This is a genomic window from Methanoregula sp., from assembly GCF_028679125.1.
GTDB lineage: Archaea > Halobacteriota > Methanomicrobia > Methanomicrobiales > Methanospirillaceae > Methanoregula.
In genome coordinates, this window is record NZ_JAJRCG010000001.1 from 70,444 (window position 1) to 95,260 (window position 24,817).

Here is a 24,817-nt window from a genome sequence, read left to right on the forward strand (position 1 = left end):
TCTTAAGCTACTAAATGTATGACCACCGGCGTAATAAAAGCCTCGACACACGCAGCGATGGCTATCAGCGGGAGAACCCAGAGGAGGAAGATCCGGGCATACTGTTTTGCATCGGTACCGGTATCCCCGTCACCATACCACTCCGCGATCAGGGACTGGGCCAGCAGGATCCCCAGGGCGCCCGATATGATGAATGCCGGGATCTCGAAGATGCCGTGCGGGACGAGCGCAGCGGCTACGTAGATGGCCGGGTGTTCCAGGTGGACGATCTCCATGATCGCCCCGATCACGATGCCGTTTAAACTCATGATGAAGATTGTGAGGATACCAAACGAGGCGCCGCCAAGGAAGAGGAGGATGCATGCCCCGAGATTGTTGGCAAAGAGTTTTGCGCACATATCAGCGGGATTCTCTATTGACATCGATCCTGCAACCTCTTTCTCAAACAGTTTCATGAGGTTCTCGCCCACCGCAGGGTCCTGCGCTGATCCAATCCACCCGACACACAGGGTTGTAAAAAAGAGAAGGAGGATAATGATCAGCGCATTCGCCAGCGGGGAATCAGACATACAGGACCATCCGCAGCATGTCCCGGATGCCCGGTGCGAACCCGACCACGATCATCGCGAGCAGGACCAGGTGCCAGAATGCCGTGTTCGCTTCCTTGCGATACAACTGCATGATATAGATGGCCGGGAAGAGGACCACGAGTTTTAAGGGATACATCACGAATGCCGTGCCCGTGAGATTAATAAGGCCGGATCCCACGACATGCTGCTCGGTATACTGAAGGGCCGGGTGGAGTTCAATCCCGAAACTCGTGGCGCTGGCATCGAGGAGCTGGCCGAAGAGCAGGGTGATGTAGAGCGGATCGGTGACATACTCCCACTTGCAGACATAGCGCATGAACGCCCAGACGAGACTGGCTGCGACTGTCCCCATCGCGAGTATCGCGAAGAGGACGTAGAGGTCGATGCCGTTATGGTTCATGCCCCATGCCACGAGAACGAGCGAGGCGACAACAACGGTCATCACACCTGCCCAGAAGTAGAACGTGAGGAAGCTCTTCGTCAGCCCCTTGAGCGTCAGGTAGCGGGAGAAGAAGAGCATACCGACGGTATAGAAGAAGAGGACGAAGTAGATGAGCGGGGTGATGAGGAGATACTTGAAATCTCCCGTGATCATGCCGGTATCCTCGATCACCCGCATGACCCCGCCCAGGACCACGTAGGGAAGGGTGGACAGGATGAACGTTGCATCGATCTTGAAGCCGATATCGGCAAGCCAGGTCGATGTCGTCAGCCAGCGGTAGAGGAGGTAGACGGCCGCAACCAGGATAATGGCGTAGGTGAGCGTGTCAACTACGTTATAGGGCTGCCCGAGGCGTATGGGATCGATGTAGTATTTGTATATGAAATCACTAATCATCCATGATCACAATGAGCGCAGATGCAATAAAATTACTCAAAGAGAGGGTCTTTGACAAGTCACGGTGGATGCAGATGCCCCGCGATGTTGTGATCGGCCACGACGTCCTCACCCAGATCCCCGCGGTCTGCGATGACTTGAAACTCGGGAAGACTGCGCTCATCATATCAGGAAAGAGCACCATGAAACTCGCCGGCAACCGGGTCCGGGAGATCCTTTCCGGGAATCATACGGTAACACCGTTCTTTGCAGAGGAGATCAGCCTGCCGGTGATCAAGGCAGCCGAAGCGGCGGCAGCGAATGCCGATTTCCTCATCGGGGTTGGTGGCGGCCGGGTGATCGATACCGCTAAGATTGTCTCCTATAACCTTGACCGGCCCTTCCTCTCTATTCCTACTGCGGCATCGCACGACGGGATTGCCTCGGCCCGGGCCTCGGTCTCCCTTGAAAGCGGGCATTCCTCGCTGGAAGCGCAGCCGCCGATTGCCATCATTGCCGATACCGCCATTATCGCACAAGCCCCCCACCGGCTTCTCGCAGCGGGATGCGCTGATGTGATATCGAATTATACCGCGATCCTTGACTGGGAGCTTGCCCACCGGGTGAAAGGCGAAGAGGTGAGCGAGTATGCGATTGCTCTCTCGAAGATGACCGCGGAGATCCTGGTGAAGAACGCCGGCCTGATCAAGCCTCACCAGGAACAGTCGGCCTGGATCGTGACCAAGGCGCTCGTCTCCAGCGGGGTAGCGATGAGCATTGCCGGCTCGTCCCGCCCGGCAAGCGGCGGGGAGCACAAATTCTCCCATGCCCTGGACCGGCTGGCGCCGGGCAAGGCATTGCACGGGGAGAGTTGCGGGATCGGCACCATAATCTCCATGTACCTGCACGGAGGGGACTGGAGAGGGATCCGTGCCTCGCTGAAGAGCATCGGTGCACCGGTGACCCCGGCTGAAGTGGGCATTGACGATGCGATCGCGGTGGAGGCGCTCCTGATGGCAAAGGATATCCGTCCCGAGCGCTTTACCATATTCGATATGGGGCTCACACGGGAATCGGCAGAGAAACTCGTTCAGATGCTCTACCGGGAGTGAGGTGGCGCACATGACAGACACGAAGACAAAGGTGACGCTGGTCGGGACGGTGCTCGCAAAGCCGGGCACGGAGTTCATCTACGAAGGTGAAGTACCCGGCTGCGGAACCTGCAAGGTAAAGAAGGCCTGCAACAATCTCCAGAAGGGCAGGAAGTACCGGATCGTGACCGTCAGAAGCACCCACCACGAGTGCGAGGTCCACTTCAACGGGGCAACCGCCGTCGAAGTGACGGAAGCCCCGATCACGCTCCTGATCAGCCCCGAGATGGCGATCATCAACTCCAAGATCAAGCCGGAACTCTCCTGCAACAAGCACAATTGCCGGAGTTACGATCTCTGCCGGCCCGATGGCGTGGTTGAAGGCGAGAAGTATATCGTTGTCGATGTGCTCGGGAATGCATCGGATATCTGCGAGAAGGGCAAATCGCTGAAGCTGGTGGAGATTAAGCCGGCGTAATGTCACGGATACATCCTTCTTTGTTCCCCTATGATCTCCGAATCGCTGAACCGGACAAAACATATACGGGATGATGGCTGGCTTGCCGAGATAATCTCGATGAACTATCCGGATCACCCGTTTTGCGGTGTTCACACCTATATTGTATCCATATCTCCCGGGAGATCACGGGCAAACCACTATCATCTGAAAAAAGAGGAGTGGATTGCGCTTGCTGCCGGGAGGATTCTTATCTCTCTTGAAGATACGAGAACAAAAGAGAAGGAAAAAATAGTGCTGGACACTGCAGAAAAAGACTATCGCATTGTGCATATCCCCCCATCCATCGCCCATTCGATAACAAATCTGGGAACCGGTGAGGCGAGTATCATTGTTTTTAGTAAAACACCGGAAGATCGTTCTGACACGTTCGGTTATATGATTGATGCATGATCGGTTCATCCGGTACCTGCTGAACGACACTGTCCAAGCAAATTTTTTCAAGCAGAGTCTGCTGAAAATTTTTCAATCATGATCATGAGGTGTTGGTTGATGAGGCTACAATCGGGTAATTATGCTACAAAATGCATGTACATGCTACAAAATTTTTGATTTGCCGACGTGAGGTAATTTGCCGATCAACCAGACCCTGCCTGAAAAATTTTGAGCAGGGGGTGAGGGGGTGGTTGAAATTTTTTTACACTGTAGAAAACCGTTTTTGAAATAACATTCCTCATTCCCCCTGTTTGTACACCATGCGACCCCCCCTCCCCCATGATGCCTGGACAATCCCTTCATTCATCCTGTAAAACTGCACGAATCCGACACTGAAATGGGAGGGCCTTGGGGGGGTCTGGCGGTGTACTTTGATACTTTGTCGTCCGTGACCAACAGATCCGGGGGAAAATTCCCGATAATACTTACCTTAATTACATCGGTTTGTTCGCACTGGAAGTACACCGCCCGACCCCCGCCAATATATGCAACGTAAGCCCGGGAGCGTTAGCATTTCGAAATGATTTCTGCAGAGCAAATTTTTTTGCCGGAGATCGATTGCGATGCTCATAATGGTGTAACTATCCATTCAGGTTTTTGGCAGGTTGTATACACTGTCAGGATTCACTGTGCCAGGATTCACTGAGGAATAATAAGAGACGTACTGAGACCTTGTTGTGAAAATTTTTGGGTGATTGTGTAACATCCACCAAAAGTGCGATAAACCTGAAACAAAATTTTCATTACCGCTCCTGGGGGCTCCGGCAAGCCTCCGCCCCCGCCGCTCGGGCATCCCCCGGTTGCGATAGTGCCGTATTACCTGTACCTGTGTGTCCCCAATTAAGGTAATGCCGAGGTATCGCTAATAGCGCCCCGTCCCCCTCGGGGGACTGGCGGCGCAAGAGGGGGGCTGTATTTTTGTGTTCTCTGGAGCGTAAATCTAAAAAAAACCTGAATTGGCTCAATACTAACCATGGGTTAGTGGTGGACTTTACCCAATCACCAATTTTTATCGCGATCATGATCCCGATCGAAAATGTGTTCCGGATCAATCAAACCCTGATTGAAAAATTGTAGCCGGACCTTGCCTGAAATGAAAATCCGGCACCCATCAGGAAAAATCTCATTTTCATGTCACGCGATCAACCCGTGCATTCCACACCCGCCCGGCCAGCTGCACCAGCTGCTCATACCCTTCAAGATCCCGGTACCACCGCTCCGGCACAGCCCCAAGTCCCCAATACGCCCCCGCCAGTGCCCCGGTGCATGCACCCACCGTGTCGGTGTCCCCGCCAAGGTTGATGGCAGAGAGGATAGCATGTCCGAACGTCCGTGACTCCATGAAGCAGGAAAGTGCCGCGTGAGAGCACTGCACCGCATCAAGTCCCGGGACAATTTCATATTCCTGGTAATTCCCGAGCATGGTGTGTACCTCCGGATCCATGCAGAGCGAGCGGGCGTGCCGGAATGCTTTCCCGCGGGAAGCCCCCCGCACCATGTCGCTCACCATCACGTTCAGGAACGCGGAGCAGTGGCCCCCTACCGGGTCATAGTGGGTGATAGCAGAACACCGGAGGCTCATGTCACAGACCTGTGGTGACGGACAGAAGATCCCGAGCGGGAACCCCCTCATGACACTCCCGTTGCTCCGGCTGCCATGGTTTCTCCTATGCACGAGCCGTGCAGCCTGGTGCGGCACGGTCCCGGATCTGACAAGATCAAAGAACAACGTTGATGTAGGACCAAACCATTCAGGCCGTACTATATAAGAATCGGATAATCTCCCGGTTATGTCAGTTTCAGAAAATCCCCTGCATGCAACCAACGATTCCGCGATTGCAACTGCCTGCATGGTGTCATCGGTCACTTCCCCCTTCTTCCGGAAATGGCGCCCACCGGGCAGCATTTGAGCCACCCACGCTTCAGGTTTTCGAGATCCTTCCAAAGGCGCACCCATCGCGTCCCCAATTGCGAGCCCAACCAAAGATCCCACGTGCCGCATACTTTGTCATATAAACCTCACCAATAAAATATATCTGCACCACAAATGAGGATCTTCTTGGAAAAGGTGATAGTGTGCAAAAGGAAGAGTTGCTGCATTTACACATGCTGATGATACACATCAAGAAGTACTATGAAGGCGTCACCAACGAGGAGATCGAAACCGACCGTTACAATTCCATGGAGATCTCTCCGGTTCATATTCACAAGGATAAGAAAGCCCATAAGGATGCTCTTCTTACGCTCGGTGATGAGATCGTCACCCATATCCACCACCGCCCCGTGCATGTGGCGAACTATTCTCCTGAGACTGCAACCCAGAAAGCTGCGGCCAAACATTAACCGTTATGGATGAGGAACCAGCACTCCGGGAGATTATCTCCCGCATCCTCACCCTGGATAAGGATGTCATTGACGATGCGGCCATTGTTGCCGCCAAGATAGATACCTGCCGGAGATACCGCCTGCATGCGGTGCCGAAGAACTCTGCAATTCTGGCCGCTGCACGACCGGAGGAACATGAGATCCTCAGGAAGATCCTGATGGTCAAACCCTCCCGTACCCTGTCCGGTGTTGCACCGGTTGCGGTGATGACGTCACCGTATCCCTGCCCCCACGGCAAGTGCCTGCCCTGCCCGGGCGGGCCGGATCACCCGTTTCATTCTCCGCAGAGTTACACGGGCGAAGAACCCGCGGCAAAGCGGGCACGCGAGCACGGGTACGATCCGTTCCGGCAGGTGCAGGCACGGCTGGAGCAGTTCGAGATCCTCGGCCACCGGGTGGACAAGGTGGAACTGATCGTAATGGGCGGGACGATGACTGCCCGGCCGGAGGAGTACCAGGAGGAGTTCGTCTCCCGGTGCATCGAAGCCATGAATACCTACCCGGGTGGAACCCCCGCGCCGCAGTCACTCCCTGTATCTGATGTAGAAACGGCAAACGAGCACTCATCAGCCCGTTGTGTTGCCATCACCTTCGAGACCCGGCCGGACTGGTGCCGGAGGGAGCACATCGACCGGATGCTCGACCTTGGCGTCACGAAGGTGGAACTCGGTGTCCAGCACACGGACGACGCGATCCTCGCCCTCAACCGTCGCGGGTGCACGGTGGCGGACTCGGTGGAGGCCAACACCCTCCTCCGCGATGCAGGGCTCAAGGTCGGGTTCCACATGATGCCCAACCTCCCCTCGTCCTCGATGGAGGCCGACCGGCGGATGTTCGAGACGATCTTTTCGGATCCCCGGTTCAAACCCGATTTCCTGAAGATCTACCCCACGCTCGTCACCCCGGGCTCGGAGATCGAGGATCTCTGGAAACGGGGAGGCTATTTTCCGTACGGGGAAGATGAGCTCGTTGACCTGATCGCGTACGGGAAGTCGATCATCCCGGAGTTCGTCCGGCTCCAGCGGATCCAGCGCGATATCCCGGCCAAGCTGATCGTGGCCGGCTCCAAGCACTCCAACTTCCGGCAGCTTGCCCAGAACCGGCTCAAGGCACAGGGCAAGCATTGCAGGTGCATCCGCTGCCGGGAGATCGGCCGGCTCCCATCCCTCGCTGAAGCGGAGATGCAGGTCCTCCGGTACGATGCGTGCGGCGGCACAGAGCACTTCATTTCAGCCGTCTCTGACGACTCCCTCATCGGCTTTGCCCGGCTCCGTTTCCCGTCGCAGGTATACCGGTCCGAGCTCGAAGGTGCGGCGGTCATGCGGGAACTCCACGTGTATGGCAGCCTCGTCCCGGTGGGAAAAGATGCAGAATCCGAGGAATGGCAGCACCGGAACTATGGAAAGGCGCTCCTTGCCAGGGCAGAGGAGATTTCCACAGAAAAAGGATACCGTTATCTTGCCATCATGAGCGGCATAGGAGTCCGCCCCTATTACCGCAGGCAGGGCTATGAACGTAGAGGTCCTTATATGATCAAGGGGTTATCGTGAACCCGGCCACAACCGAATTCATCCGCCAGCGTTTTACCGAATATTACAAGAAGACGGTTATTGTCTCGCCTCCGTCGATTGAGCAGCGCGAATGGGGTTTCATCCTCTTCAACCCGGGCGCTGCCGAGACCCGGATGCGCAGGCATATAGCGTTTGCCGGGAGCGGCGACCTCACCTCCTATATCCAGAATCTCATCCCCCAGCATGCCTATTTCTCGACCGCGTATTACGAGAAGCCCGATGCGGGCACCATGGCCGACAAGGGGTGGTGCGGGGCCGACCTGATCTTCGATCTTGATGCCGATCATATCGTGCGGGGTGCATATGACCAGATGCTTGCCCGGGTCAAGGAAGAGACGGAGAAACTTCTGGTTATGCTGACGAGCGAGTTCGGTATGGACCCAAAGACGATATCGCTCGTTTTCTCGGGGGGCCGCGGGTACCATGTCCATATCAGGGACATCGCGTTCCGTGGGTGGGGCAGTGCCGAGCGCCGGGAGCTGATCGATTATATCTGCGGGATCGGGATCGACCCGGCTGCCATGCTGAATGGAAAACTCACAGGTTCCCCGGGATGGCAGAAGCGGTACCGCGAGGCGCTCCTCGAATATCTTGGCTGGGTAGGGACACTTCCGGAGCCCGAGGCCCTGGCCCACCTCACCGCTATCGAAGGCATTGGCAAGGATTCAGCCACCACGCTCCTGAAGAAGCGGGAAGAGATCATGGGAGAGATCGTGCGTAATCCATCCGGCATGATCCTGAAGAACAAGGCGCTCGGCATCATTGTTTCGCAGCAGGAAGGAGAGTTTAAGAAGCGGCTCCTTAACCGGGCAGCGCTTGCCGACGAACCGGTAACGACCGATACCAAACGGCTGATCCGTCTGCCGACATCGCTCCATGGGGGGAGCGGGATGCGGGTCCAGCCGCTTGAGTTCCGGGAACTCCACGATTTCGATCCCCTCACCGAAGCGGTGGTATTCGGCATGCGGGATGTGAGGGTTGATGCAAAATTCCCCCTCAGGATGCCGATGCTCGGAAGCACTTATGAGATCCAAAAGGGCATCACTACAGTACCGGAAGCGGTGGCAGTCTTTCTCTGCTGCCGCGGCATAGCGGAAATTGCATAAATATATAAAGCAATATAAAAAATACCGGGACTGACCATGAATCTCGATGACCTGCGCAGCATCCTCCTCTCCGAGCGGGAGACCGGGAGGCTCACGTCCGTTGCCCCTGATATCTTCGACAAGGGGCACGCCGAGCTCGCGGCAATCACTAAAAAGGTCTATGCTTTCGAGGACCCGTTCTCGGACGAGGCACGCTCCCTGATCGACGAGACGCTCGCCATCCGGGAGACCCTGCAGGACATCTTCTCCATCAGGACCCGGAAGATTATTGCCCTGACGATGATGCATGCCGAGGGCAACTACTATGACCGCGAGGAGGTGAAGCGGATGATCCCGGCCGAGCGGGAGATGTTCGAGCAGAGCACGGCAGCAGTCGAACAGTGCCAGGGCATCCTCCTCCAGAACCTGCCCCATGCACCCATTACAACTGCGGCCTGTCCCCCGCCCGTTGCCAGGGTCGTGCCGGTTACCGGTGTTCCTGACCCTGCTGATGAGGACGGGGAGCCCGAAACGGTTTCCCATGCAGATGAGCCTGCTGCGCCGGGCCCGCAGGCGCTCCCTGTTGTCGCGCAGAAGGGTCCCGGCCCTATCACTCATCCCTGTACCCTTGTCCGGGTGCTTGAGGATATGGAATCGTTCCTGGGTGTGGATGGGAGGATTTATACCCTCTCAAAAGGAGATATAGTGACGCTTCCTGAGCGGAACGCTGCGGTCCTGAGTGATCGCAACATAGTCTTAAATATCAATCTCTGTAAATAATATAGGTATTCGATTTCAGGATTATCGGTGAAAATTTCATGAAGATGCCAGCAAAATTTACGACCTATTGTCCGTTCTGCAGAACCCACCAGATACACGAGGTCGAGAAAGTAAAGAAGGGCAAGACAACCGGCCTCCACTGGATTGACCGGCAGAAAGCCCGGAGAGGCAAAGTCGGCAACATGGGTAAGTTCTCGAAAGTGCCCGGTGGCGACAAGCCCACGAAGAAGATCAATGTCCGGTACCGCTGTGTCACCTGCGGAAAGGCGCACCTGCGCAAGGGTTACCGTGTAGCAAAATTCGAGCTGACGGAGTGAGTTAAACATGGTAAGCCAGATACGGGAAAACCGGAGCAAATTCTTAAAAGTGAAGTGCCCGGACTGCGAGAACGAGCAGGTTATCTTTGAGAAGGCCAGCACGGTTGTCAAGTGCGTTGTCTGTGGCAGCGACCTTGCCACCCCTGCCGGTGGACGTGCGAACATCAAGGCTGAAATCGTCCAAGAGCTCCAGTGAGTCACCTCATGGCGGACAGGGAATGGCCCCAGGAAGCGGAACTGGTTGTCTGCACGGTCGAGAATGTCAAGGACTTCGTTGCCTTCGTCTCGCTCGATGAATATGGCGGCCGACAGGGGCTCATCCCTATTTCAGAAATCGCCACAGGCTGGATCAAGTATATCCGTGACCACATTCGCGAGGGCCAGAAGATCGTCTGCAAGGTCCTCAACGTTGACCGGACGCGTGGTCACATTGATCTTTCCTTAAAGGATGTCAACGAGCACCAGCGCCGCGAGAAGATCCGCGAGTGGAAGAACGAGTCCAAGGCACAGAAGTGGCTTGGTTTTGTCGCGGAGCAGACCGGGGAATCCCTGGCCGAGATCGAGGATGTCATCTACAAGAAGTACGGGGCATTTTACCCGGTTTTCGAGGATATCGTTATCGACCCCGAGCCCACGCTGAAGAAACTAGGTTTCTCAAAGAAGGTTACCGAGGTTCTCCTTCACGTGGCGCAGGAGAGCGTGAAGGTGCCCCATGTCGAAGTGACCGGGCATCTCATTCTCGAATCGACCCGGCCCGATGGCGTTGAGGTGATCCGGAAGGCGCTTGAAAAGGCGAGCACGGCAAAGACCGCCGGTGCCGAGATCGACTTGTTATATCTCGGTGCGCCCACGTACCGGATCAAGGTGAAGGCACCTGATTACAAGGCGGCGGAGAAAGCGATCGAGAAGTCAGCCAATGCAGCTATCGCTGTTCTGGAAAAAGCCGGTGGCGAGGGCAAGCTCATCAAGAAACCGAAGTCCGGGAAGTAACGCGAATGAGCGGTCGTATCCGGCAGTGCCCGGCAGATCATATCTATACCCTTTCTTTAACCTGTCCCGCATGCGGCAGGCCTACGGGTGTCGCCCACCCGGCAAAGTTTTCTCCTGAAGACAAGTATGGCAGATACCGCAGGCTGGCAAACCATGATTGAGGACATCACTGTCCGGTATCTCGATTCGTTCAAGGATAAGAACCTGGCTGACCCGATCCTCATCGAGGGCCTGCCCGGCATCGGCCAGGTGGGGAAACTCGTTGCCGAGTACATGATCCACGTGCTCTCGGCAGAGAAGATCGGCGAGATACACTCGATCTATTTCCCCCCCCAGGTGATCCTTGAGGAGAACGGGCTCGCGAGGCTGGCACGCAACGAGCTCTTCCTGTACCAGTCCGAAGGCAGGAATATCATCTTCCTGGTCGGCGACCACCAGAGCACATCGAACGAGGGGCATTACCTCCTCTCTGACTGCTACTGTGATATTGCCGTGGAACTCAAGGTGAAGCGGATCTACACGCTCGGCGGCTTCGGTGTAGGCCATCTCGTGAACGGGCCCCGGGTGCTCGGTGCAATGAACCGCACAGAACTCCGCGCAGAGGTCGAAGCCGCGGGTGTCACCTTCGACCGCGACGAGCCGGGTGGTGGTATCATCGGTGCCGCCGGTCTCATCCTCGGCCTTTCCGCAGAACGGGGCATCGACGCGATCTGCCTTATGGGGGAGACGAGCGGGTATCTCGTGGACCCGATGGCAGCGGCGAACGTGCTCGCTGTGTTATCGAAGCTCATCAATGTCCCGGTCGATCCCACGAACCTGAACGATCGTGCCGCCGAGATGGAAAAGGCGATCGAGAGCATGGTCGAGGGCGAGAAAGGGAAAGACGAGGAACTGAGTTATATCGGGTGAATCGGGGCGGAATAGGCGTCCCCCATCAAAAGATCTCTTTTCGTAAATTCAGGCATGGGTCTGTACGAACTTCAGAATCTCCCCAATATCCGGTACCGAGTGCACCGGGTAAATCTTCACGAACACAACCTGTTGCTTCTCGTCAACGATGATATTCGCCCGCTCTGAGAACCCGTTCTCGTCCCGGAAGATCCCGTACTTCTGCGCAACGGCTCCGTGCGGCCAGAAGTCGCAGAGAAGCGGGGTGTTTGTTATCCCGATGCTCTGTGCCCAGGCCTGCTTGCAGGGACGGGAGTCGACGCTGATGCCCACGGGGATGCAGTTGTTCGCAAGGAGCACATCCCGCGTGTCCTCCAGGGATCTCATCTGGGCAGCGCAGAACTCCGTCCATGCAAGCGGGTGGAAGGAGAGAAGCACGCGTTTCCCCGCATGTTCGTAGAGATCGAAGGTCTTGTCGTTCTGGTCTTTTAATGAGAAGTTCCGGGCAGCATCGCCAACCTGCACCATACCGGCCTGTGTCATTGTACTGGTGTTCTGGTGGCCGGAGGGGATGAGGGTTTGGATGGAGGCAGATGTTCTGTGTCGGGCAGTGGGAAACCTATTTTTGTGCCCGACCCCCTTCACCATTATGTTCCTGCTATCATTTTTTTACGTCGTGTTTTTTGGAAAAAAAGGTACTAAATGAAAATCTTGTGTAGGGGGTCGGACCACTTTTTTCAATCCGGTTGTAAACCAAACAATAGTAAAATGTCCTGTTGTTCTGACCTGATCCTTATCCGATCTCCCGGTTTTCGGCAATGACTAATAAGGTGTCCGACCCCCTCCCCCCCATCTGCTGCCTGCGAACTGTGTGGGATCCCGTGTGCAGACCCGCATCAGACCCCCTTACCGATACCCTCATATCGCCCGGTACGAAACATGCCTGTGTACCCATGACCGAAGAATTTGCTGATATACCCCTCTTCATGGAACAGATGGCAGAGTCGATCAGGAAGACCACTGCGCTGCTCGACAAGGCTGAGACCTCCTCGTTCTTCCAGCAGATATTGACCGCCAACCGGGTCTACGTTGCCGGTGCAGGCCGGTCCGGGCTCATTGCACGGGCGTTTGCCATGCGGATGCTCCACCTTGGCTTTGACGTCTATGTGGTCGGGGAGACGATCACGCCCGCCCTCAAGCCTGGTGATACCCTCGTCGTGTTCTCGGGATCGGGCGAGACGCACTCCATGGTGACCTATGCCAACACGGTCAAGGGACTGGGGGGCAACGTCTGTCTCATCACTGCATCGTCGGAATCGAGCATGAGCAGGCTCGCGGACTGCGTGGTGAATCTCGGCGACCTTACCGGGTATTACCGGGGCGATACGTCAACGTTTGAAAAGCGTCAGGTAACCGGGCAATACCGTTCGGCCTCCGCGGCCTTCGCCCCCCTCGGTACGCACTTCGAGACCATGGCCCTGATCTTCTCCGATGCGGTCATCTCGGCGCTGATGGAGGCAAAGAAAGAGGGGGCCAGGGAACTGAAAGGGCGGCTCCTGAACGTGGACTAACGGGAGTATCCCCGTTCCAGGCTCATTTTATTTCCGGCACCGCTAGCCGGTCACTTCCCCCGGATGAATTATTAAATCCCGCGAAACGCAATCTTCTTACTATCCATGCCCGTTACTGCGGATCTCCACATCCACTCCCCGTACTCGATTGCGGTCTCCCGGTTCATGCAGCCGGAGCAGCTGCTGAACGGCTGCGTGACCAAGGGCATCCAGGTGATCGGGACGGGCGATGCCCTCCAGCCGGACTGGCTGAAGGGATGGGAGCCGTTCCTTGCAAATAATGCCGGCATCGTGGTTGTGCCGCAGGGAGAGATTGAGGACAAGAACCGTGTCCACCACGTGATCCTTGCCGAAGACTTTGCCCAGTTCGACCAGCTCCGCGACCTGCTGGAAGGAACGTGCAAGAGTTTTGTGACTGCCGGTCGTCCCCACGTCTACCTGACCGGGGAGGAGATAGCACATGCAGCCCACGATGTGGGGGCACTTGTCGGCCCCGCCCACGCGTTCACCCCGTGGACAGCGATGTACGCGTACTTCGATTCCGTCCCTGCCTGTTATGGAGCGGCAAAGATCGATTTCCTCGAACTCGGCCTCTCCGCGGACAGTTCCTATGGCGCGGCGATTCCCGACCTGTACGATATTCCCTTCCTTACGAATTCGGATGCCCACAGCCCGTATCCCGACAAGCTCGGGCGGGAGTTCAACCGGATTCACGTTGATCAGCGCACGGCCAAAGGCGTGCTCGCGAGCATCAGGAAAGGAGCGATCGAGATGAACGCCGGGTTCTTCCCTGAAGAAGGGAAGTACAACCGCACGGCGTGCACGCGGTGCTACACGCAGTATTCCCTTGAAGACGCACTAGAGTACCAGTGGAAGTGCCCGGCCGATGGCGGGATCATCAAGAAAGGAGTGTCCGACCGGGCAAAGGAACTCTCGCGCGGTGGCGAGGCAAGGCCCCGCCCTCCCTATCTCCGCGTCATCCCGCTCGCGCAGATCATCCAGACCATGGAAGGGGCGTCATCGCCGAACACGAAGAAGTGCAAGGTGATCTATGCCTCGTTCATCAGCACGTTCGGCAACGAGATCGCGGTACTGATCGATATCCCGGTTGCAGAGATCCGATCCGTCCACCCGAAGGTTGCGGATGCAATCGAAGCCCTGCGGAACGGGACGGTTGTCCTGCACCCGGGTGGCGGCGGGAAGTACGGCACGTTCTCATTGTAGGTGATGGGGAGGGATCCGTTTCCTGCCCTTCATTCTGAAGCGGTCCCGGAATGCCTGATGGAAACGGGTTAGTCCCGCAACTCCTGGATCCGTCGGCAGTCCCCGCATTCACGGCATTCGAACTCCAGCGTCGAATGTCCGATGCGGTACTTCTCCAGCCGGTGTTTTATCTCCGCTTTGATCGCTTCGAGCTGCCGTGCATCGGTCTCGCAGCACCAGATATGGGCATCGAGCACGTTGATGTTCGAGCAGAGGCTCCAGAGATGGACGTTGTGAACCCCGCTAACACCGTCCACGGATTCGATATCCCGGATCACCTCTTCCGTATTGACATCCCTTGGCGAGAACTGGAGGAGGATCGAGAATGCCTCCCGCAGAAGCGAGAGGGACGAGAAGAGGATCAGGATGGCGATGGCGATACTGAGGATGGGATCGACAATGGTCTGGCCGGTGAACGCGATCCAGAGTGCAGCGACAATCACCGCAACTGACGAGAGGGTGTCGCCCAGCACATGCAGGAACGCGCTCTTTACGTTCAGGTCATGGCTCCCGTGAAGGACATGCATTGCGGCGAGGTTGGCAGCCAGGCCGACAACGGCAACCGCAAACATCATCGTGCTGTTGATCGGCTGCGGATGGGAGAACCGGGCCACGGCTTCATAGACAATGACACCGCTGATAACGATCAGGAAGAGCCCGTTTGCGACTGCCGCCCCGATCTCCACGCGGTGATAGCCGAATGTCCGCGAGGGTGTTGGCAGTCGTGCGGCAATGATGATTGCGCCAAGGGAGAGCAGGAGCGCGACAACGTCCTGCAGCATATGCGCTGCATCGCCCAGCAGAGAGAGGGATCCGGATACGATCCCTCCCGCAAGTTCCGCAAGGAAGATGACGGCAGTGAGTGCGATGGCGATCTTCAGGGACGTTCCGGACGGGCGGCTGCCAGGTTCTTCACTGGCAGGATGGGCGTGGTTATGCATCGATAGGTAGTATTTTTTTAATAGTTAAAAAGCCGAAACGTTCCATTACGGATAGGTAGTATTCATGAAGAAACCTGCACCTCGGGAGACGAGCATCTGCTTCTGTCCCCTCACCGGCCTGCTCGATGTCGTGGCCAAGAAGTGGGCGCTTTTGATCATCGCCATCCTCGGCAACGAAGGGGAGAAAGGCTTCAACGAACTCAAGCGCGAACTGGGTTGCATCAGCCCCAAACCGCTCTCGGACACGCTGAAGAACCTTGAACGGATCGGCCTTGTGGATAAACGGGTGCAGGACACTTCGCCGCCAACGGTCCGGTACTCGCTGACCCCGGATGGCAGGGAGTTGCGGGAGCACCTGGTTCCCCTCCTTGTCTGGGTCTCGAAGCACGGGGGGCACGAGATGCCCGGCTGCCCGATCCACTTCGGCGGAAAAGAGAGCGGAGTACCGAAAGGGAAGTAGTGGCTATCCTGACGGATCTGAGCGGTGTTTTTAAAGAACCGCAATCCCTGAGTTACGGTCCCTGCCCGGGATACCGGGAAAATACTTATCCTTGCCTGGTTTCCTATACGTACTCAGGAGGAGATACCCGTGGAACTTGGCCTGATCGCAAACATCCTGATCGTCTTTGCTATCGCCCTTCTCGTGGGGATGATCTTCAACCGGATCCGGGTGCCCCCGCTTGTTGCGTTCATCCTGACCGGGGCAATTGTCGGTCCCTACGGGCTCTCCATCATCAAGGGGCAGGAACAGGTTGCAAGCCTCGCGGAGATCGGTATCATCCTGCTGCTCTTCACCATCGGCCTCGAGTTTTCCTTCAAGGATCTCTGGAAGATCCGGTCCATCGCGATTGTGGGCGGCGCACTCCAGGTCGCCCTCTCGTTCCTGTTCTTCTTTTGCCTGGCCGTGATCATGGGCCTTTCTGTGAACATCGCGATCCTGATGGGATTTCTCTTCTCCCTCTCCAGTACCGCCATCGTCCTCAAGATCCTCCACCAGCGGGGGGAGATGGACTCCCCGCACGGCAGTATCGCGCTCGGCATCCTGATCTTCCAGGATCTCATGGCAATCCCCATGATCATGGCGATCCCGTTCCTCGCTAGCATTCCCCAGTTTGATTCCACGCCCCTGCTCTCCCCGGACGCCCTCATCACCCTTGTCATCAACGATCTCATCATCGTTCTTATCCTCATTGCCCTGGCGAAATGGGTCATCCCCCGCCTCATGCACGAGATCGCCCGGACCAAAAACCAGGAACTCTTCCTCCTTGTCATCATCCTGACCTGTTTCGGCGTTGCATGGATGGTCTCGTTCACCGGCATATCCCTTGCAATCGGCGCCCTGCTTGCCGGCCTGATCATCTCGGGCTCGGAGTACAGCCACCAGGCAACCAGTATTGTCCTGCCGTTTCGCGATATCTTCACCAGTTTCTTTTTCATCTCTGTCGGAATGCTTGTGGACGTCAAATTCCTTGCAGCAAACCTCTGGATTGTTCTCTTCCTGATAGTCATTGCCATTGTCGCAAAGGCGCTGCTTGCAACTGCTGCCCCGCTTGCTCTCGGTTATCCCCTCAGGACCGCCGTGATGACCGGGCTGTCTCTTGCGCAGGTAGGGGAGTTCTCGTTCATCATTGCCCAGAGCGGGTTCGATGCCGGTATCCTGCCGGCAGAGACCTACCAGTTGTTCCTCATCGTTGCCCTGATGACCATGGCGGCCACACCGTTTGTGCTTGGTCTTGGCCAGCCACTTACCGGGTGGCTCTGCAACGTTCCCTCGCTCTCCCGTGTGGTACATGGCACGTGCATAGCTGAAGAGAACGGAAAGATCCTGCCGAAGACCGATCACCTTGTCATCATCGGGCACGGGGTCACCGGCAGGAACCTTGCCCGGGCCGCGTCCCGTTCCGGTATTGGGTATACGATCATCGAACTCAATCCCGATCTTGTCAGGGCCGCCCGGGACGACGGTGAATCCGTGATTTTCGGCGACGCAACATCCGGCGAGGTACTGGTCCATGCCGGTATCCCCAGGGCCCGGATTGCCGTGGTTGCGATCAATGATCCTGTGGCCACCCGGAAGATCGTTGACTTCTGCCGGAAGCTCAGCCCGGCACTCACGATCATCGTGCGGACGCGGTACGTGAGCGAGGCAAATGACCTGCATGCCCTCGGCGCCAACGAGGTGATTGCCGAGGAATTCGAGACCTCGATCGAGATCTTCACGGTCGTGCTGCACAAGTATTTTGTTCCCCGGGACCAGATCGAGTCCTTCATCAGCGATGTCCGTGCTGACGGGTACCAGATGCTCCGGAGCAGGAATCCCCTCAAAGATACACTTCCTGATCTCGTGCGGCATATCCCCAATATGACGATCGCCTCATTCACGGTCGAACCCGGTTCGCTGCTCGCCGGTACCACGCTGGGGGACTACAACCTGCGGAAACGAACCGGCCTGCTCGTCCTTGCCCTCCGGCGGGAAGGGGAGATGATCACCGCTCTGAGTGGGGAGTCCCGGCTCCTGGCAGGAGACATTGCCATCGTCTACGCGACACCGGACGATATCGCAAAGGGTGTCGACCACTTCACCCACCCGGATCGGTCCTGATCTCCTGTACTTCTTTTCCCGTCCTCGTTCCCGTTGCACCCTGCGTTTACTCCTCACGCATTGTATGCCCGTGGCTGGCAGTGTCCCGGTAAAACCATGTTTTGACAAACTCAACCACAACGATATACCCGGTCACGAGCAGACCTATCGCCAGGAAATACGGGAGAGTAAGCGGGACGAAACCAAAGAGATCCCCTATGGGAGTGAAGGTGATTGCAATCCCGGCCATGACAACGAGTATGCTGCTGATGACAAGATACCTGCTGGGCCGGCTCTTATAGAACGGTACCTTCGTGGTCCTGATGGCGAAGATGATGATGGTCTGGGTGCAGAGCGATTCGAGGAACCATGCCGTCCGGAATAACTCCATGGGTGCATGAAATACAAACAGGAGCGTGATAAAGGTCAGGATATCGAAGAGCGAACTGACCGGCCCGAAGACGAGCAGGAATTTTTTGATGAACCCGATATCCCACCGTTTTGGTGCCAGCACATACTCCCCGTCAATCGTATCGGTCGGGATGGTGGACTGAGACATATCATAGAGAAGGTTATTGAGCAGTATCTGAACCGGCAGAAGCGGGAGGAACGGCAGGAAGAGTGAAGCTGCGGCAACACTGATCATGTTCCCGAAATTCGAACTGGTCCCCATCATGATGTACTTCATCGTGTTCCCGAACGTCTTCCTCCCTTCAAGGATGCCGTCCCGGAGCACGCGGAGATCTTTTTTCAGCAGTACGATATCTGCAGATTCCTTTGCAATGTCGACCGCGTTGTCCACCGTGATCCCGATGTCGGCTGCGCGGATCGAAGGGGCATCATTGATCCCGTCCCCCAGGTAGCCGACCACGTGGTTGTTCTTCATCAATGCCCTGATGATCCGTTCTTTCTGCGGCGGCGAGACGCGGGTGAATATATTCGCCTGCTCGACGGCGCTTGCAAGGGTGTCGCCATCCATGCCGGCGATCTCATTTCCCTCAATAATCCGGGTGACCGGGAAATCGAGCGTGGCACAGATATGGCGGGTGACACGTTCGTTATCTCCGGTGATGATCTTTACATCGATGCCGGTTTCGTGCAGCATCAGGAGTGACTCGTGGGCCGTCTCTTTGGGAGGATCGATGAAGGCAACAAACCCGTGGAAGGTAAGGTCGGTCTCATCCTCCACGCTGTACGTTGTTCTTGTATCCGTGATCTTCCGGGAGGCGACCGCAAGGATCCTGAACCCCTCCCCGCTGAACGAGTCGTAGAGTGCAACAGCCTGTCTCTGCCAGTCACCGGTAAACGGCTCTTCCCCGTTCCCCCGTGAAATCCGTGTACATAATTTCAGGATCTCCTCGGGCGCACCCTTGGCGATCAGGAGCCGGTCGCCATTCTTTTCCACCACGACCGAGATCCGTTTCCGGATAAAATCAAACGGGATCTCATCGATCTTCCGGTACTGCCCGATCTCCACACCGCTCTTTTTGAGAATTGCCTCATCAAGAGGGCTTTTCAGGCCGGTCTGGTGGAAACTGTTCAGGTACGAGTACAGAAGTACCTGTTCACTGTTGTTCCTCTCGGCATCCACATGATATATCAGGGTGATCCGGTTCTCGGTCAGCGTCCCGGTCTTATCGGTGCAGAGCACGTCCATGCTCCCGAAGTTCTGGATCGAGGCCAGGTGCTTGACGATCACTCCTTTTTCTGACATTGCGAGTGCACCTTTCGCGAGGTTGACTGTCAGGATCATGGGGAGAAGTTCCGGTGTAAGGCCGACGGCAAGCGCAATCGCGAACAGGAGCGAATCGAGCACCCCGTGGTTAAGGAAGGCATTGGTGAAAAAAACGAATATGACCAGGATGAAGATGATCTGGGTGACAAGGAAGGAAAACTGCTTCAGTCCCCGCTCAAATTCAGTCTCCGGCGGCCGGGCAGTCAGGCGTTCTGCAATCTTCCCGTATTCGGTTGCCATCCCGGTTTTTACGACGACCGCTGTTGCACTGCCGGAAATAACCGGGGAACTCATGAACAGGTACTGTTCTCTGCCCGAGGGATCGGGTTCCATCCCCTGCCGTTCCTGTGCTGTTTTCTCTACCGGGAACGATTCACCGGTGAGTGCCGACTGGTCCACGAAAAAATCCCGGGCAAGGATGACACGGGCATCTGCGGGCACGATATCCCCCGCGGACAGGACAATGATATCCCCGGGTATCAGTTCTGACAGGTGCACATTCTGCCGGACCCCGCCCCTGATCACGGTGGCCATGGTAGAGATCTTTTCTTTTAAGAGTTCTACAGCCCGTTCCGCCCGGTATTCCTGGAAAAAGTCGATGAAGAGACTCAGGAACACGATGACGATGATGATCAGGGCATCAACAAGCTCCGCGAGAAATATCGAGAGGATCGCGGCAAGAAGAAGGATGATGATGAGCGGGTTTTTCAGCTGGCGTGCAAACTGGCGAATGGCTGCCAGTTTTTTCTGCTTCACCACCGTGTTGGGGCCGAAGGATGATCGCCGGGATTCAACCTCCCCGGAAGAGAGACCCTGCCATGAGGTATGGAGCGTTTCCATCAGGTCATCAACAGGAATAAACCGGGGCTCTTCACCTGCCATAACGATACAGCCAGAGATCCTATTTCAGCAGGGAGTAAAGAAGGTTATGGGGAGCAGGCCGGTCTATCAGGGTATGTGGCAACAGGTATTCCGCCCGGCCCGGGGCAGGTTACCGGACATTTCAGCGCGCGAGATTGGTTATCTGAATGAACTGACAGGTTCTCCGGAATTGTATCCCGTGCATGAGTGGTTCCCTCCACTCGCGGTAATCGTAAATATTAATGGAAGATGACGCCAACATGATCTCTCAATGCTCAAAGTACATCGGGATATCTGTGGATACTGCGGATGCTGCGTATCGGTCTGTCCAGAGGGTGCCCTCGAACTGATCGATGCGTATCTTTCCGTTGAAGAGAACTGCACCAGTTGTGGTGTCTGCGCAAAGGTCTGCCCGCTTGGGGCCCTGGAGGTTGTGCATGAAAACCAGGTATGACGTCCTTATCATCGGCGGCGGACCTGCCGGTGCTCTCGCAGCAAAGACTGCTGTCGAGAAAGGCCTCTCTGCCTGTATCGTAGAGAAGCGCCCGGCAATCGGTGCCCCGGTCCGCTGTGCGGAGGGACTGGGCAAGGAAGCCCTCCTGGAGTTCATGGAACCGGATCCCCGCTGGATCTCTGCCGAAATGACCGGTGCAACGGTCGTTGCCCCGGACGGCTACAAGATGCAACTCTCATCGAAGATGGCGGGCAGCAAGGTAGGCTATATCCTCGACCGGAAGTTCTTCGACCGTGAGCTGGTCTGGAAAGCGGCCGAGGCAGGAGCGGATGTTGCGGTGAAGTCTCGTGCAGCAGCTCCGATTATGGAAGACGGTATTGTCAAGGGCGCCAAGATCGAACACGGCGGCAAGATCACGAATGTCAGGGCAGAAGTTGTGATCGCTGCCGATGGCGTTGAATCGAAATTCTCGAAATGGTGCGGGATCGACACGACCGTCCCGGTTCGCGAGATCATGAGTTCGGTCCAGTACGTAATGACCGGCATCGAGATCGACCCGTTCTCCACTGTCTTCTACCTCGGAAACGAGGTTGCACCGGAAGGCTACCTCTGGGTCTTCCCCAAGGGTAAGAATACAGCCAACGTCGGGATCGGTATCTCCGGCAAGAAGAGCGGGGAGGGACACCGCGCCAAGGACTACCTCGACCGGTTCGTCAAGAAGACCTTCCCCCACGGCAGGACCATCGAGTTCATCCCCGGTGGTGTCTCGGTCTGCCGCCCGCTTGAATGCACGGTTGCAGACGGGCTCCTGATCGCCGGTGATGCAGCCCGAGTCGTGGACCCCCTCACGGGTGGCGGCATCTACAATGCAATGTTCACCGGCAAGCTTGCGGCACAGACTGCTGCGGACTGTATCGGCAGGGGCGATGTCTCCAAGAAGGCGCTCATGGCTTACGACAAGGCATGGCGTGCATCCAAGATGGGTAAGGGCATTGAGCGTAATTACCACATCAAGGAATACTTGATAAAACAGCCCGATACCAAACTCAACGAGATCATCCACTCGGTCTCGAAGATCGATCTTACAGAGTTTTCCACTCTTACGCTGGTAAAAGAGATTATCCGGGTAAACCCGAAACTGATGCTGGACCTGGGCGCCCTTGCGGCCTCACTCCGTTGATTTTTTCAGTTGTTTGTTGAGGAGACGCAGGCAGTCATCCTCGGCCTCTTTTTTCGTGAATACCGTAAACGTATCGCCAGCCTGGATCTTCACGCTGCCGCTGGGAATGATCAGTTCCCCGCCCATCCTGCGGATCGCGATGAAGACGAAATCCTTTACCTTGAGTTCCCGGATCTCATGGTTGACGATGGGGGCCCCTGCCTCTGCTACGATCTCGAAGATCGTACCGCCGGGGATCGAGGCGAGCTGCTGGAGCTGGGGGTTCTGTGTCCAGTAATAGAGTCGGGCTGCCACGAGTTCATCAGGGTTCTCGCTGATCCGGACACCGACCTCCTTGAAAAAGTCGGAGTGGGAGGGCTGGTTGACGATGGCGACAACATTGGGCACCCGGAACTTCTTGGCCAGCCAGCAGGTCATCAGGTTGACCGAGTCGTCGTTCGTTGTTGAGATGAGGGCATCGGAGCGGTCGATCCCCGCTTCCTCAAGAACGGTTTTATCCGTGGCATTGCCGGTCACGGCCATGACATCGTAGTGTTCGAGCAGCTCGCTGCACCGCGCCTCATCCTGGTCGATGACAACGACGGTATGTGCATGTTCGACTGCCATCTTGGCGAGGTTCCTGCCAATCCCGCCAAGCCCTACGATGATGATGTACATACCTACCGGTTACCATCATTGCCATTGAAATATTTTGCGCATCAACCGGTTCATGTGATCTGCGGGGTTGATGAGGCAGGGAAGGGTTCGGTCCTGGGCCCGATGGTGGTAGCGGCCGTTGGCGTGTCTTCTGAAGATGCGCTGGATGACCTTGGAGTGAAGGACTCAAAACTCCTCTCGCCAAAAGAGCGTGAACGCCTCTATGCCCTGATCAAAAAGCGGTGCAGGGTTGCAGCCGTCAGGCTCGATGCACCGGATATCGATGCGGTGCGGGAAGAGATGACCCTGAATGCGGCAGTAGCCCGGGCCCACGCCCAGGTGATAAATATCCTGTCACCCTCTCTTGCCTATGTTGACGCGTGCGACGTCAACTGTTTCCGGTATGCCGAGATGGTGAAGAGCCATCTCGATCGGGAATGCGAGATCGTCTCGGAACACCATGCGGATGTAAAGTTCCCGGTGGTATCGGCAGCCAGTATTATCGCGAAGGTGACCCGGGACCGGGCCATCGTCACCCTCTCAAAGAAATATGGTGATATCGGCAGCGGGTATCCTTCGGACCCGATCACGATTCGGTTCCTCAATGACTGGATCGATGAACATAAAGTACCCCCGCCCATTGCCCGGAAGAGCTGGAAGACGGTAAGCGCGATCCTTGCAAAAAAAACCCAGAAGAGCCTGCTTGATTTCTGATATTGCGGATATACGTTCCTGCAATGTATCCTCAAGTGTCTGTTTTAATATAAACAAACGGCCATAAATAGTAATGGACTGGCTCATAGTTGCGGTCGTGATCATTGCGGCGTATGCTGCACTGGCGTATTATATCAAATCCCGGCACCTGTGGGAGAAGAATATCACGTTTTACGGTCCCATTATGGCGATCCGGACAGACCGTGTAGGTTTTTTCGACTGGTTCGCCCGGTATCCCCGGTTCTTCCGGTTTTATGGCACGATGGGGGCGGTCATGGTGATCGTTGTCTCGGTGATCATGACCGCGATGCTCTTCCTCTCGCTCCAGGTTACCGTTACCCAGCAACCGGAACCTACTGCGGCAAATGAGTTGCGCAATGTCCTTGCAATTCCCGGCGTGAACGAGTTCATCCCGCTCACCCTTGCTGTCCTCCTTGGCCTGATCCTCACCATGGTGGTCCACGAGTTCGGGCATGCAATCCTCTGCAGGGTTGAAGGCATCCGCGTCAGGACCATGGGCATCCTCATGCCGGTCATCCCTATCGGCGCCTTTGTTGAACCGGATGAAGAGGACCAGGAGAAGACAAAAGGCCTTCCCAAGATCCGGATGTTCGGTGCAGGGATCACCAACAACATCGTTCTGGGCGTTGCCTGTTTCGTGGTTCTGATTGCCCTGCTCGGTCTTGCAGTTCCGCTCGCCACCCCGCTCATCAACGGCGTGTACGTGGATTCCCCGGCCTATGCTGCCGGTGTACCGGCAAACTCGGTGATCAAGGAAGTCAACGGCATCAGTGTCTCAAGCCGGGATGAGGTGGCAGCAATCCTTGATGCTTCAAAGCCCGGTGACACCGCCACGCTCGTTGTCGATCACAATGGCGTTCCGGGAACCTACAGTTTTACCCTTGCTGCATGGCCTGCTGATGTCAGCAACAAGACCAGCGGGTTCATGGGCGTCTCGTATTACGATGCCAGCCGGATCAAGGAGATCTTCAATACCCTGATGAGTCCCATCGGGTTCCTCGTCCTCCTTGCCATCCCGATCTGGGTGATCCTCGATCCCAGCCAGTACGGGGCGTTCCTGATCCTGATGAACGATACAGCCAGCTCGGTGATGTGGAACGTGCCGTTCCCATACTTCTGGCTCGTTATCCAGATTCTCTTCTGGTGCGGCTGGTGGAACCTCGTGGTCGGGACATTCAACGCGCTTCCCCTTGTCCCGCTCGATGGCGGGTATATCATGAAAGAGGGGATCGATCGCATTCTCGATAAGAAAGGGCTGATCCGGTATTCCGGGTACGTGGTTGCCGGTGTAAGCTACGTGATGCTGGTGGTTATCCTCGCGATCTTCCTCCTGCCTAAATTCTTCCACATGTGAAGGAACTGAAATTCTGCAACCTTTTTTTGGATTTATAACA

27 protein-coding genes are annotated in these 24,817 nt (G+C 56.3%); 20 read left to right on the forward strand and 7 right to left on the reverse strand.

Annotation, left to right across the window (positions count from 1 at the left end; all coding sequences use genetic code 11):
• Positions 1 to 2 precede the first annotated feature (2 nt).
• Both LUQ43_RS00410 and LUQ43_RS00415 read right to left on the reverse strand, forming a co-directional pair.
• A complete protein-coding gene (locus tag LUQ43_RS00410; RefSeq protein WP_299962634.1) occupies positions 3 to 569 on the reverse strand; it encodes a stage II sporulation protein M in 567 nt (188 codons plus the stop codon).
• Positions 562 to 1,428: a DUF63 family protein gene (locus tag LUQ43_RS00415; protein WP_299962636.1), complete on the reverse strand. Its 867-nt coding sequence runs from the start codon at positions 1,426 to 1,428 to the stop codon at positions 562 to 564. Before LUQ43_RS00415 ends, LUQ43_RS00410 begins: the two co-directional genes overlap by 8 nt.
• Before the next feature lie 11 nt (positions 1,429 to 1,439).
• Between LUQ43_RS00415 and LUQ43_RS00420 the strand changes: the two genes are divergently transcribed.
• Genes LUQ43_RS00420 through LUQ43_RS00430 form a run of 3 tightly spaced genes read left to right on the forward strand, consistent with a single transcriptional unit; the run spans position 1,440 to position 3,408 of the window.
• A complete protein-coding gene (locus LUQ43_RS00420; protein WP_299963129.1) occupies positions 1,440 to 2,519 on the forward strand; it encodes an NAD(P)-dependent glycerol-1-phosphate dehydrogenase in 1,080 nt (359 codons plus the stop codon).
• Between the two features lie 10 nt (positions 2,520 to 2,529).
• A complete protein-coding gene (locus tag LUQ43_RS00425; protein WP_299962638.1) occupies positions 2,530 to 2,976 on the forward strand; it encodes a UPF0179 family protein in 447 nt (148 codons plus the stop codon).
• 30 nt (positions 2,977 to 3,006) lie between these two features.
• Positions 3,007 to 3,408: a WxcM-like domain-containing protein gene (locus LUQ43_RS00430; protein WP_299962640.1), complete on the forward strand. Its 402-nt coding sequence runs from the start codon at positions 3,007 to 3,009 to the stop codon at positions 3,406 to 3,408.
• Positions 3,409 to 4,579: 1,171 nt separating this feature from the next.
• Here the strand turns inward: LUQ43_RS00430 and LUQ43_RS00435 are convergent.
• The gene (locus LUQ43_RS00435) at positions 4,580 to 5,452 is read right to left on the reverse strand and encodes an ADP-ribosylglycohydrolase family protein (RefSeq protein WP_299962642.1); all 873 of its coding nucleotides are present in this window, start codon (positions 5,450 to 5,452) and stop codon (positions 4,580 to 4,582) included.
• Between the two features lie 74 nt (positions 5,453 to 5,526).
• On the opposite strand from LUQ43_RS00435, the gene LUQ43_RS00440 reads away from it, so the two are divergent.
• From LUQ43_RS00440 to LUQ43_RS00480, 9 genes are read left to right on the forward strand one after another with little or no spacing between them, the layout of a single operon-like run.
• Entirely contained in the window at positions 5,527 to 5,793 is a 267-nt protein-coding gene (locus LUQ43_RS00440; RefSeq protein WP_299962644.1) for a UPF0058 family protein, read from the forward strand.
• Between the two features lie 5 nt (positions 5,794 to 5,798).
• On the forward strand, positions 5,799 to 7,385 hold the full coding sequence (locus LUQ43_RS00445) for a tRNA uridine(34) 5-carboxymethylaminomethyl modification radical SAM/GNAT enzyme Elp3 (RefSeq protein ID WP_299962646.1): 1,587 nt from the start codon (positions 5,799 to 5,801) through the stop codon (positions 7,383 to 7,385).
• On the forward strand, positions 7,382 to 8,512 hold the full coding sequence (priS, locus tag LUQ43_RS00450) for a DNA primase catalytic subunit PriS (protein ID WP_299962648.1): 1,131 nt from the start codon (positions 7,382 to 7,384) through the stop codon (positions 8,510 to 8,512). The genes LUQ43_RS00445 and priS overlap by 4 nt, the downstream gene beginning before the upstream one ends.
• Before the next feature lie 36 nt (positions 8,513 to 8,548).
• Positions 8,549 to 9,271 (forward strand): hypothetical protein, encoded by a 723-nt coding sequence (locus LUQ43_RS00455; RefSeq protein WP_299962650.1) that lies wholly within the window; start codon positions 8,549 to 8,551, stop codon positions 9,269 to 9,271.
• Positions 9,272 to 9,309: 38 nt separating this feature from the next.
• Entirely contained in the window at positions 9,310 to 9,588 is a 279-nt protein-coding gene (locus LUQ43_RS00460) for a 50S ribosomal protein L44e (RefSeq protein WP_299962652.1), read from the forward strand.
• A gap of 7 nt (positions 9,589 to 9,595) precedes the next feature.
• Entirely contained in the window at positions 9,596 to 9,784 is a 189-nt protein-coding gene (locus LUQ43_RS00465; protein ID WP_299962654.1) for a 30S ribosomal protein S27e, read from the forward strand.
• 8 nt (positions 9,785 to 9,792) lie between these two features.
• Positions 9,793 to 10,578, forward strand: coding sequence for a translation initiation factor IF-2 subunit alpha (locus LUQ43_RS00470; protein ID WP_299962656.1), 786 nt, complete (start codon positions 9,793 to 9,795; stop codon positions 10,576 to 10,578).
• A gap of 5 nt (positions 10,579 to 10,583) precedes the next feature.
• Positions 10,584 to 10,739 carry an RNA-protein complex protein Nop10 gene (locus LUQ43_RS00475; RefSeq protein WP_299962658.1) on the forward strand — a complete coding sequence of 52 codons (156 nt, stop codon included), beginning with the start codon at positions 10,584 to 10,586 and terminating at the stop codon, positions 10,737 to 10,739.
• Entirely contained in the window at positions 10,732 to 11,487 is a 756-nt protein-coding gene (locus LUQ43_RS00480; protein WP_299963131.1) for a proteasome assembly chaperone family protein, read from the forward strand. Before LUQ43_RS00475 ends, LUQ43_RS00480 begins: the two co-directional genes overlap by 8 nt.
• A gap of 48 nt (positions 11,488 to 11,535) precedes the next feature.
• Here LUQ43_RS00480 and LUQ43_RS00485 read toward each other — a convergent pair whose 3' ends face one another.
• Positions 11,536 to 12,009 carry a redoxin domain-containing protein gene (locus tag LUQ43_RS00485; protein WP_299962660.1) on the reverse strand — a complete coding sequence of 158 codons (474 nt, stop codon included), beginning with the start codon at positions 12,007 to 12,009 and terminating at the stop codon, positions 11,536 to 11,538.
• A gap of 410 nt (positions 12,010 to 12,419) precedes the next feature.
• Between LUQ43_RS00485 and hxlB the strand changes: the two genes are divergently transcribed.
• Together hxlB and LUQ43_RS00495 are read left to right on the forward strand one after the other, a co-directional pair.
• Positions 12,420 to 13,037, forward strand: coding sequence for a 6-phospho-3-hexuloisomerase (gene hxlB, locus LUQ43_RS00490; RefSeq protein ID WP_299962662.1), 618 nt, complete (start codon positions 12,420 to 12,422; stop codon positions 13,035 to 13,037).
• A 105-nt stretch (positions 13,038 to 13,142) separates the two neighbouring features.
• Positions 13,143 to 14,261: an endonuclease Q family protein gene (locus LUQ43_RS00495; RefSeq protein ID WP_299962664.1), complete on the forward strand. Its 1,119-nt coding sequence runs from the start codon at positions 13,143 to 13,145 to the stop codon at positions 14,259 to 14,261.
• A gap of 68 nt (positions 14,262 to 14,329) precedes the next feature.
• On the opposite strand, the gene LUQ43_RS00500 is transcribed toward LUQ43_RS00495, so the two are convergent.
• Positions 14,330 to 15,241, reverse strand: a complete 912-nt coding sequence (locus tag LUQ43_RS00500) for a cation diffusion facilitator family transporter (RefSeq protein WP_299962666.1) — start codon at positions 15,239 to 15,241, stop codon at positions 14,330 to 14,332.
• A 64-nt stretch (positions 15,242 to 15,305) separates the two neighbouring features.
• On the opposite strand from LUQ43_RS00500, the gene LUQ43_RS00505 reads away from it, so the two are divergent.
• The gene (locus LUQ43_RS00505) at positions 15,306 to 15,701 is read left to right on the forward strand and encodes a helix-turn-helix domain-containing protein (protein ID WP_299962668.1); all 396 of its coding nucleotides are present in this window, start codon (positions 15,306 to 15,308) and stop codon (positions 15,699 to 15,701) included.
• Positions 15,702 to 15,830: 129 nt separating this feature from the next.
• Entirely contained in the window at positions 15,831 to 17,843 is a 2,013-nt protein-coding gene (locus tag LUQ43_RS00510; RefSeq protein WP_299962670.1) for a monovalent cation:proton antiporter family protein, read from the forward strand.
• Between the two features lie 46 nt (positions 17,844 to 17,889).
• Here LUQ43_RS00510 and mgtA read toward each other — a convergent pair whose 3' ends face one another.
• Positions 17,890 to 20,439: a magnesium-translocating P-type ATPase gene (gene mgtA / locus LUQ43_RS00515; RefSeq protein WP_299962672.1), complete on the reverse strand. Its 2,550-nt coding sequence runs from the start codon at positions 20,437 to 20,439 to the stop codon at positions 17,890 to 17,892.
• Between the two features lie 250 nt (positions 20,440 to 20,689).
• On the opposite strand from mgtA, the gene LUQ43_RS00520 reads away from it, so the two are divergent.
• Together LUQ43_RS00520 and LUQ43_RS00525 are read left to right on the forward strand one after the other, a co-directional pair.
• Positions 20,690 to 20,872, forward strand: coding sequence for a 4Fe-4S binding protein (locus tag LUQ43_RS00520; protein ID WP_299962674.1), 183 nt, complete (start codon positions 20,690 to 20,692; stop codon positions 20,870 to 20,872).
• Complete coding sequence (locus tag LUQ43_RS00525) at positions 20,856 to 22,052, forward strand: NAD(P)/FAD-dependent oxidoreductase (protein WP_299962676.1); 1,197 nt, start codon at positions 20,856 to 20,858, stop codon at positions 22,050 to 22,052. Before LUQ43_RS00520 ends, LUQ43_RS00525 begins: the two co-directional genes overlap by 17 nt.
• Here LUQ43_RS00525 and LUQ43_RS00530 read toward each other — a convergent pair.
• Positions 22,041 to 22,709, reverse strand: coding sequence for a TrkA family potassium uptake protein (locus LUQ43_RS00530; RefSeq protein WP_299962678.1), 669 nt, complete (start codon positions 22,707 to 22,709; stop codon positions 22,041 to 22,043). The genes LUQ43_RS00525 and LUQ43_RS00530 overlap by 12 nt on opposite strands.
• Positions 22,710 to 22,763: 54 nt before the next feature.
• Between LUQ43_RS00530 and rnhB the strand changes: the two genes are divergently transcribed.
• Complete coding sequence (gene rnhB, locus LUQ43_RS00535) at positions 22,764 to 23,402, forward strand: ribonuclease HII (RefSeq protein WP_299962680.1); 639 nt, start codon at positions 22,764 to 22,766, stop codon at positions 23,400 to 23,402.
• Between the two features lie 73 nt (positions 23,403 to 23,475).
• Positions 23,476 to 24,777, forward strand: a complete 1,302-nt coding sequence (locus LUQ43_RS00540) for a site-2 protease family protein (RefSeq protein WP_299962682.1) — start codon at positions 23,476 to 23,478, stop codon at positions 24,775 to 24,777.
• Positions 24,778 to 24,817: the final 40 nt, after the last annotated feature.

What these genes read in the sequence shown, in the direction of transcription:
- LUQ43_RS00530 (WP_299962678.1), bottom strand. Translation starts at nt 22,709, where the DNA reads ATGTACATCATCATCGTAGGGCTTGGCGGGATTGGCAGGAACCTCGCC.
- LUQ43_RS00445 (WP_299962646.1), top strand. Translation starts at nt 5,799, where the DNA reads ATGGATGAGGAACCAGCACTCCGGGAGATTATCTCCCGCATCCTCACC.
- LUQ43_RS00455 (WP_299962650.1), top strand. Translation starts at nt 8,549, where the DNA reads ATGAATCTCGATGACCTGCGCAGCATCCTCCTCTCCGAGCGGGAGACC.
- LUQ43_RS00430 (WP_299962640.1), top strand. Translation starts at nt 3,007, where the DNA reads ATGATCTCCGAATCGCTGAACCGGACAAAACATATACGGGATGATGGC.
- LUQ43_RS00470 (WP_299962656.1), top strand. Translation starts at nt 9,793, where the DNA reads ATGGCGGACAGGGAATGGCCCCAGGAAGCGGAACTGGTTGTCTGCACG.
- LUQ43_RS00410 (WP_299962634.1), bottom strand. Translation starts at nt 569, where the DNA reads ATGTCTGATTCCCCGCTGGCGAATGCGCTGATCATTATCCTCCTTCTC.
- LUQ43_RS00495 (WP_299962664.1), top strand. Translation starts at nt 13,143, where the DNA reads ATGCCCGTTACTGCGGATCTCCACATCCACTCCCCGTACTCGATTGCG.
- LUQ43_RS00420 (WP_299963129.1), top strand. Translation starts at nt 1,440, where the DNA reads ATGAGCGCAGATGCAATAAAATTACTCAAAGAGAGGGTCTTTGACAAG.
- LUQ43_RS00525 (WP_299962676.1), top strand. Translation starts at nt 20,856, where the DNA reads ATGAAAACCAGGTATGACGTCCTTATCATCGGCGGCGGACCTGCCGGT.
- hxlB (WP_299962662.1), top strand. Translation starts at nt 12,420, where the DNA reads ATGACCGAAGAATTTGCTGATATACCCCTCTTCATGGAACAGATGGCA.
- LUQ43_RS00520 (WP_299962674.1), top strand. Translation starts at nt 20,690, where the DNA reads ATGCTCAAAGTACATCGGGATATCTGTGGATACTGCGGATGCTGCGTA.
- LUQ43_RS00540 (WP_299962682.1), top strand. Translation starts at nt 23,476, where the DNA reads ATGGACTGGCTCATAGTTGCGGTCGTGATCATTGCGGCGTATGCTGCA.
- LUQ43_RS00425 (WP_299962638.1), top strand. Translation starts at nt 2,530, where the DNA reads ATGACAGACACGAAGACAAAGGTGACGCTGGTCGGGACGGTGCTCGCA.
- LUQ43_RS00505 (WP_299962668.1), top strand. Translation starts at nt 15,306, where the DNA reads ATGAAGAAACCTGCACCTCGGGAGACGAGCATCTGCTTCTGTCCCCTC.
- LUQ43_RS00435 (WP_299962642.1), bottom strand. Translation starts at nt 5,452, where the DNA reads ATGCGGCACGTGGGATCTTTGGTTGGGCTCGCAATTGGGGACGCGATG.
- LUQ43_RS00465 (WP_299962654.1), top strand. Translation starts at nt 9,596, where the DNA reads ATGGTAAGCCAGATACGGGAAAACCGGAGCAAATTCTTAAAAGTGAAG.
- LUQ43_RS00480 (WP_299963131.1), top strand. Translation starts at nt 10,732, where the DNA reads ATGATTGAGGACATCACTGTCCGGTATCTCGATTCGTTCAAGGATAAG.
- mgtA (WP_299962672.1), bottom strand. Translation starts at nt 20,439, where the DNA reads ATGGCAGGTGAAGAGCCCCGGTTTATTCCTGTTGATGACCTGATGGAA.
- LUQ43_RS00475 (WP_299962658.1), top strand. Translation starts at nt 10,584, where the DNA reads ATGAGCGGTCGTATCCGGCAGTGCCCGGCAGATCATATCTATACCCTT.
- LUQ43_RS00500 (WP_299962666.1), bottom strand. Translation starts at nt 15,241, where the DNA reads ATGCATAACCACGCCCATCCTGCCAGTGAAGAACCTGGCAGCCGCCCG.
- LUQ43_RS00485 (WP_299962660.1), bottom strand. Translation starts at nt 12,009, where the DNA reads ATGACACAGGCCGGTATGGTGCAGGTTGGCGATGCTGCCCGGAACTTC.
- LUQ43_RS00415 (WP_299962636.1), bottom strand. Translation starts at nt 1,428, where the DNA reads ATGATTAGTGATTTCATATACAAATACTACATCGATCCCATACGCCTC.
- LUQ43_RS00460 (WP_299962652.1), top strand. Translation starts at nt 9,310, where the DNA reads ATGAAGATGCCAGCAAAATTTACGACCTATTGTCCGTTCTGCAGAACC.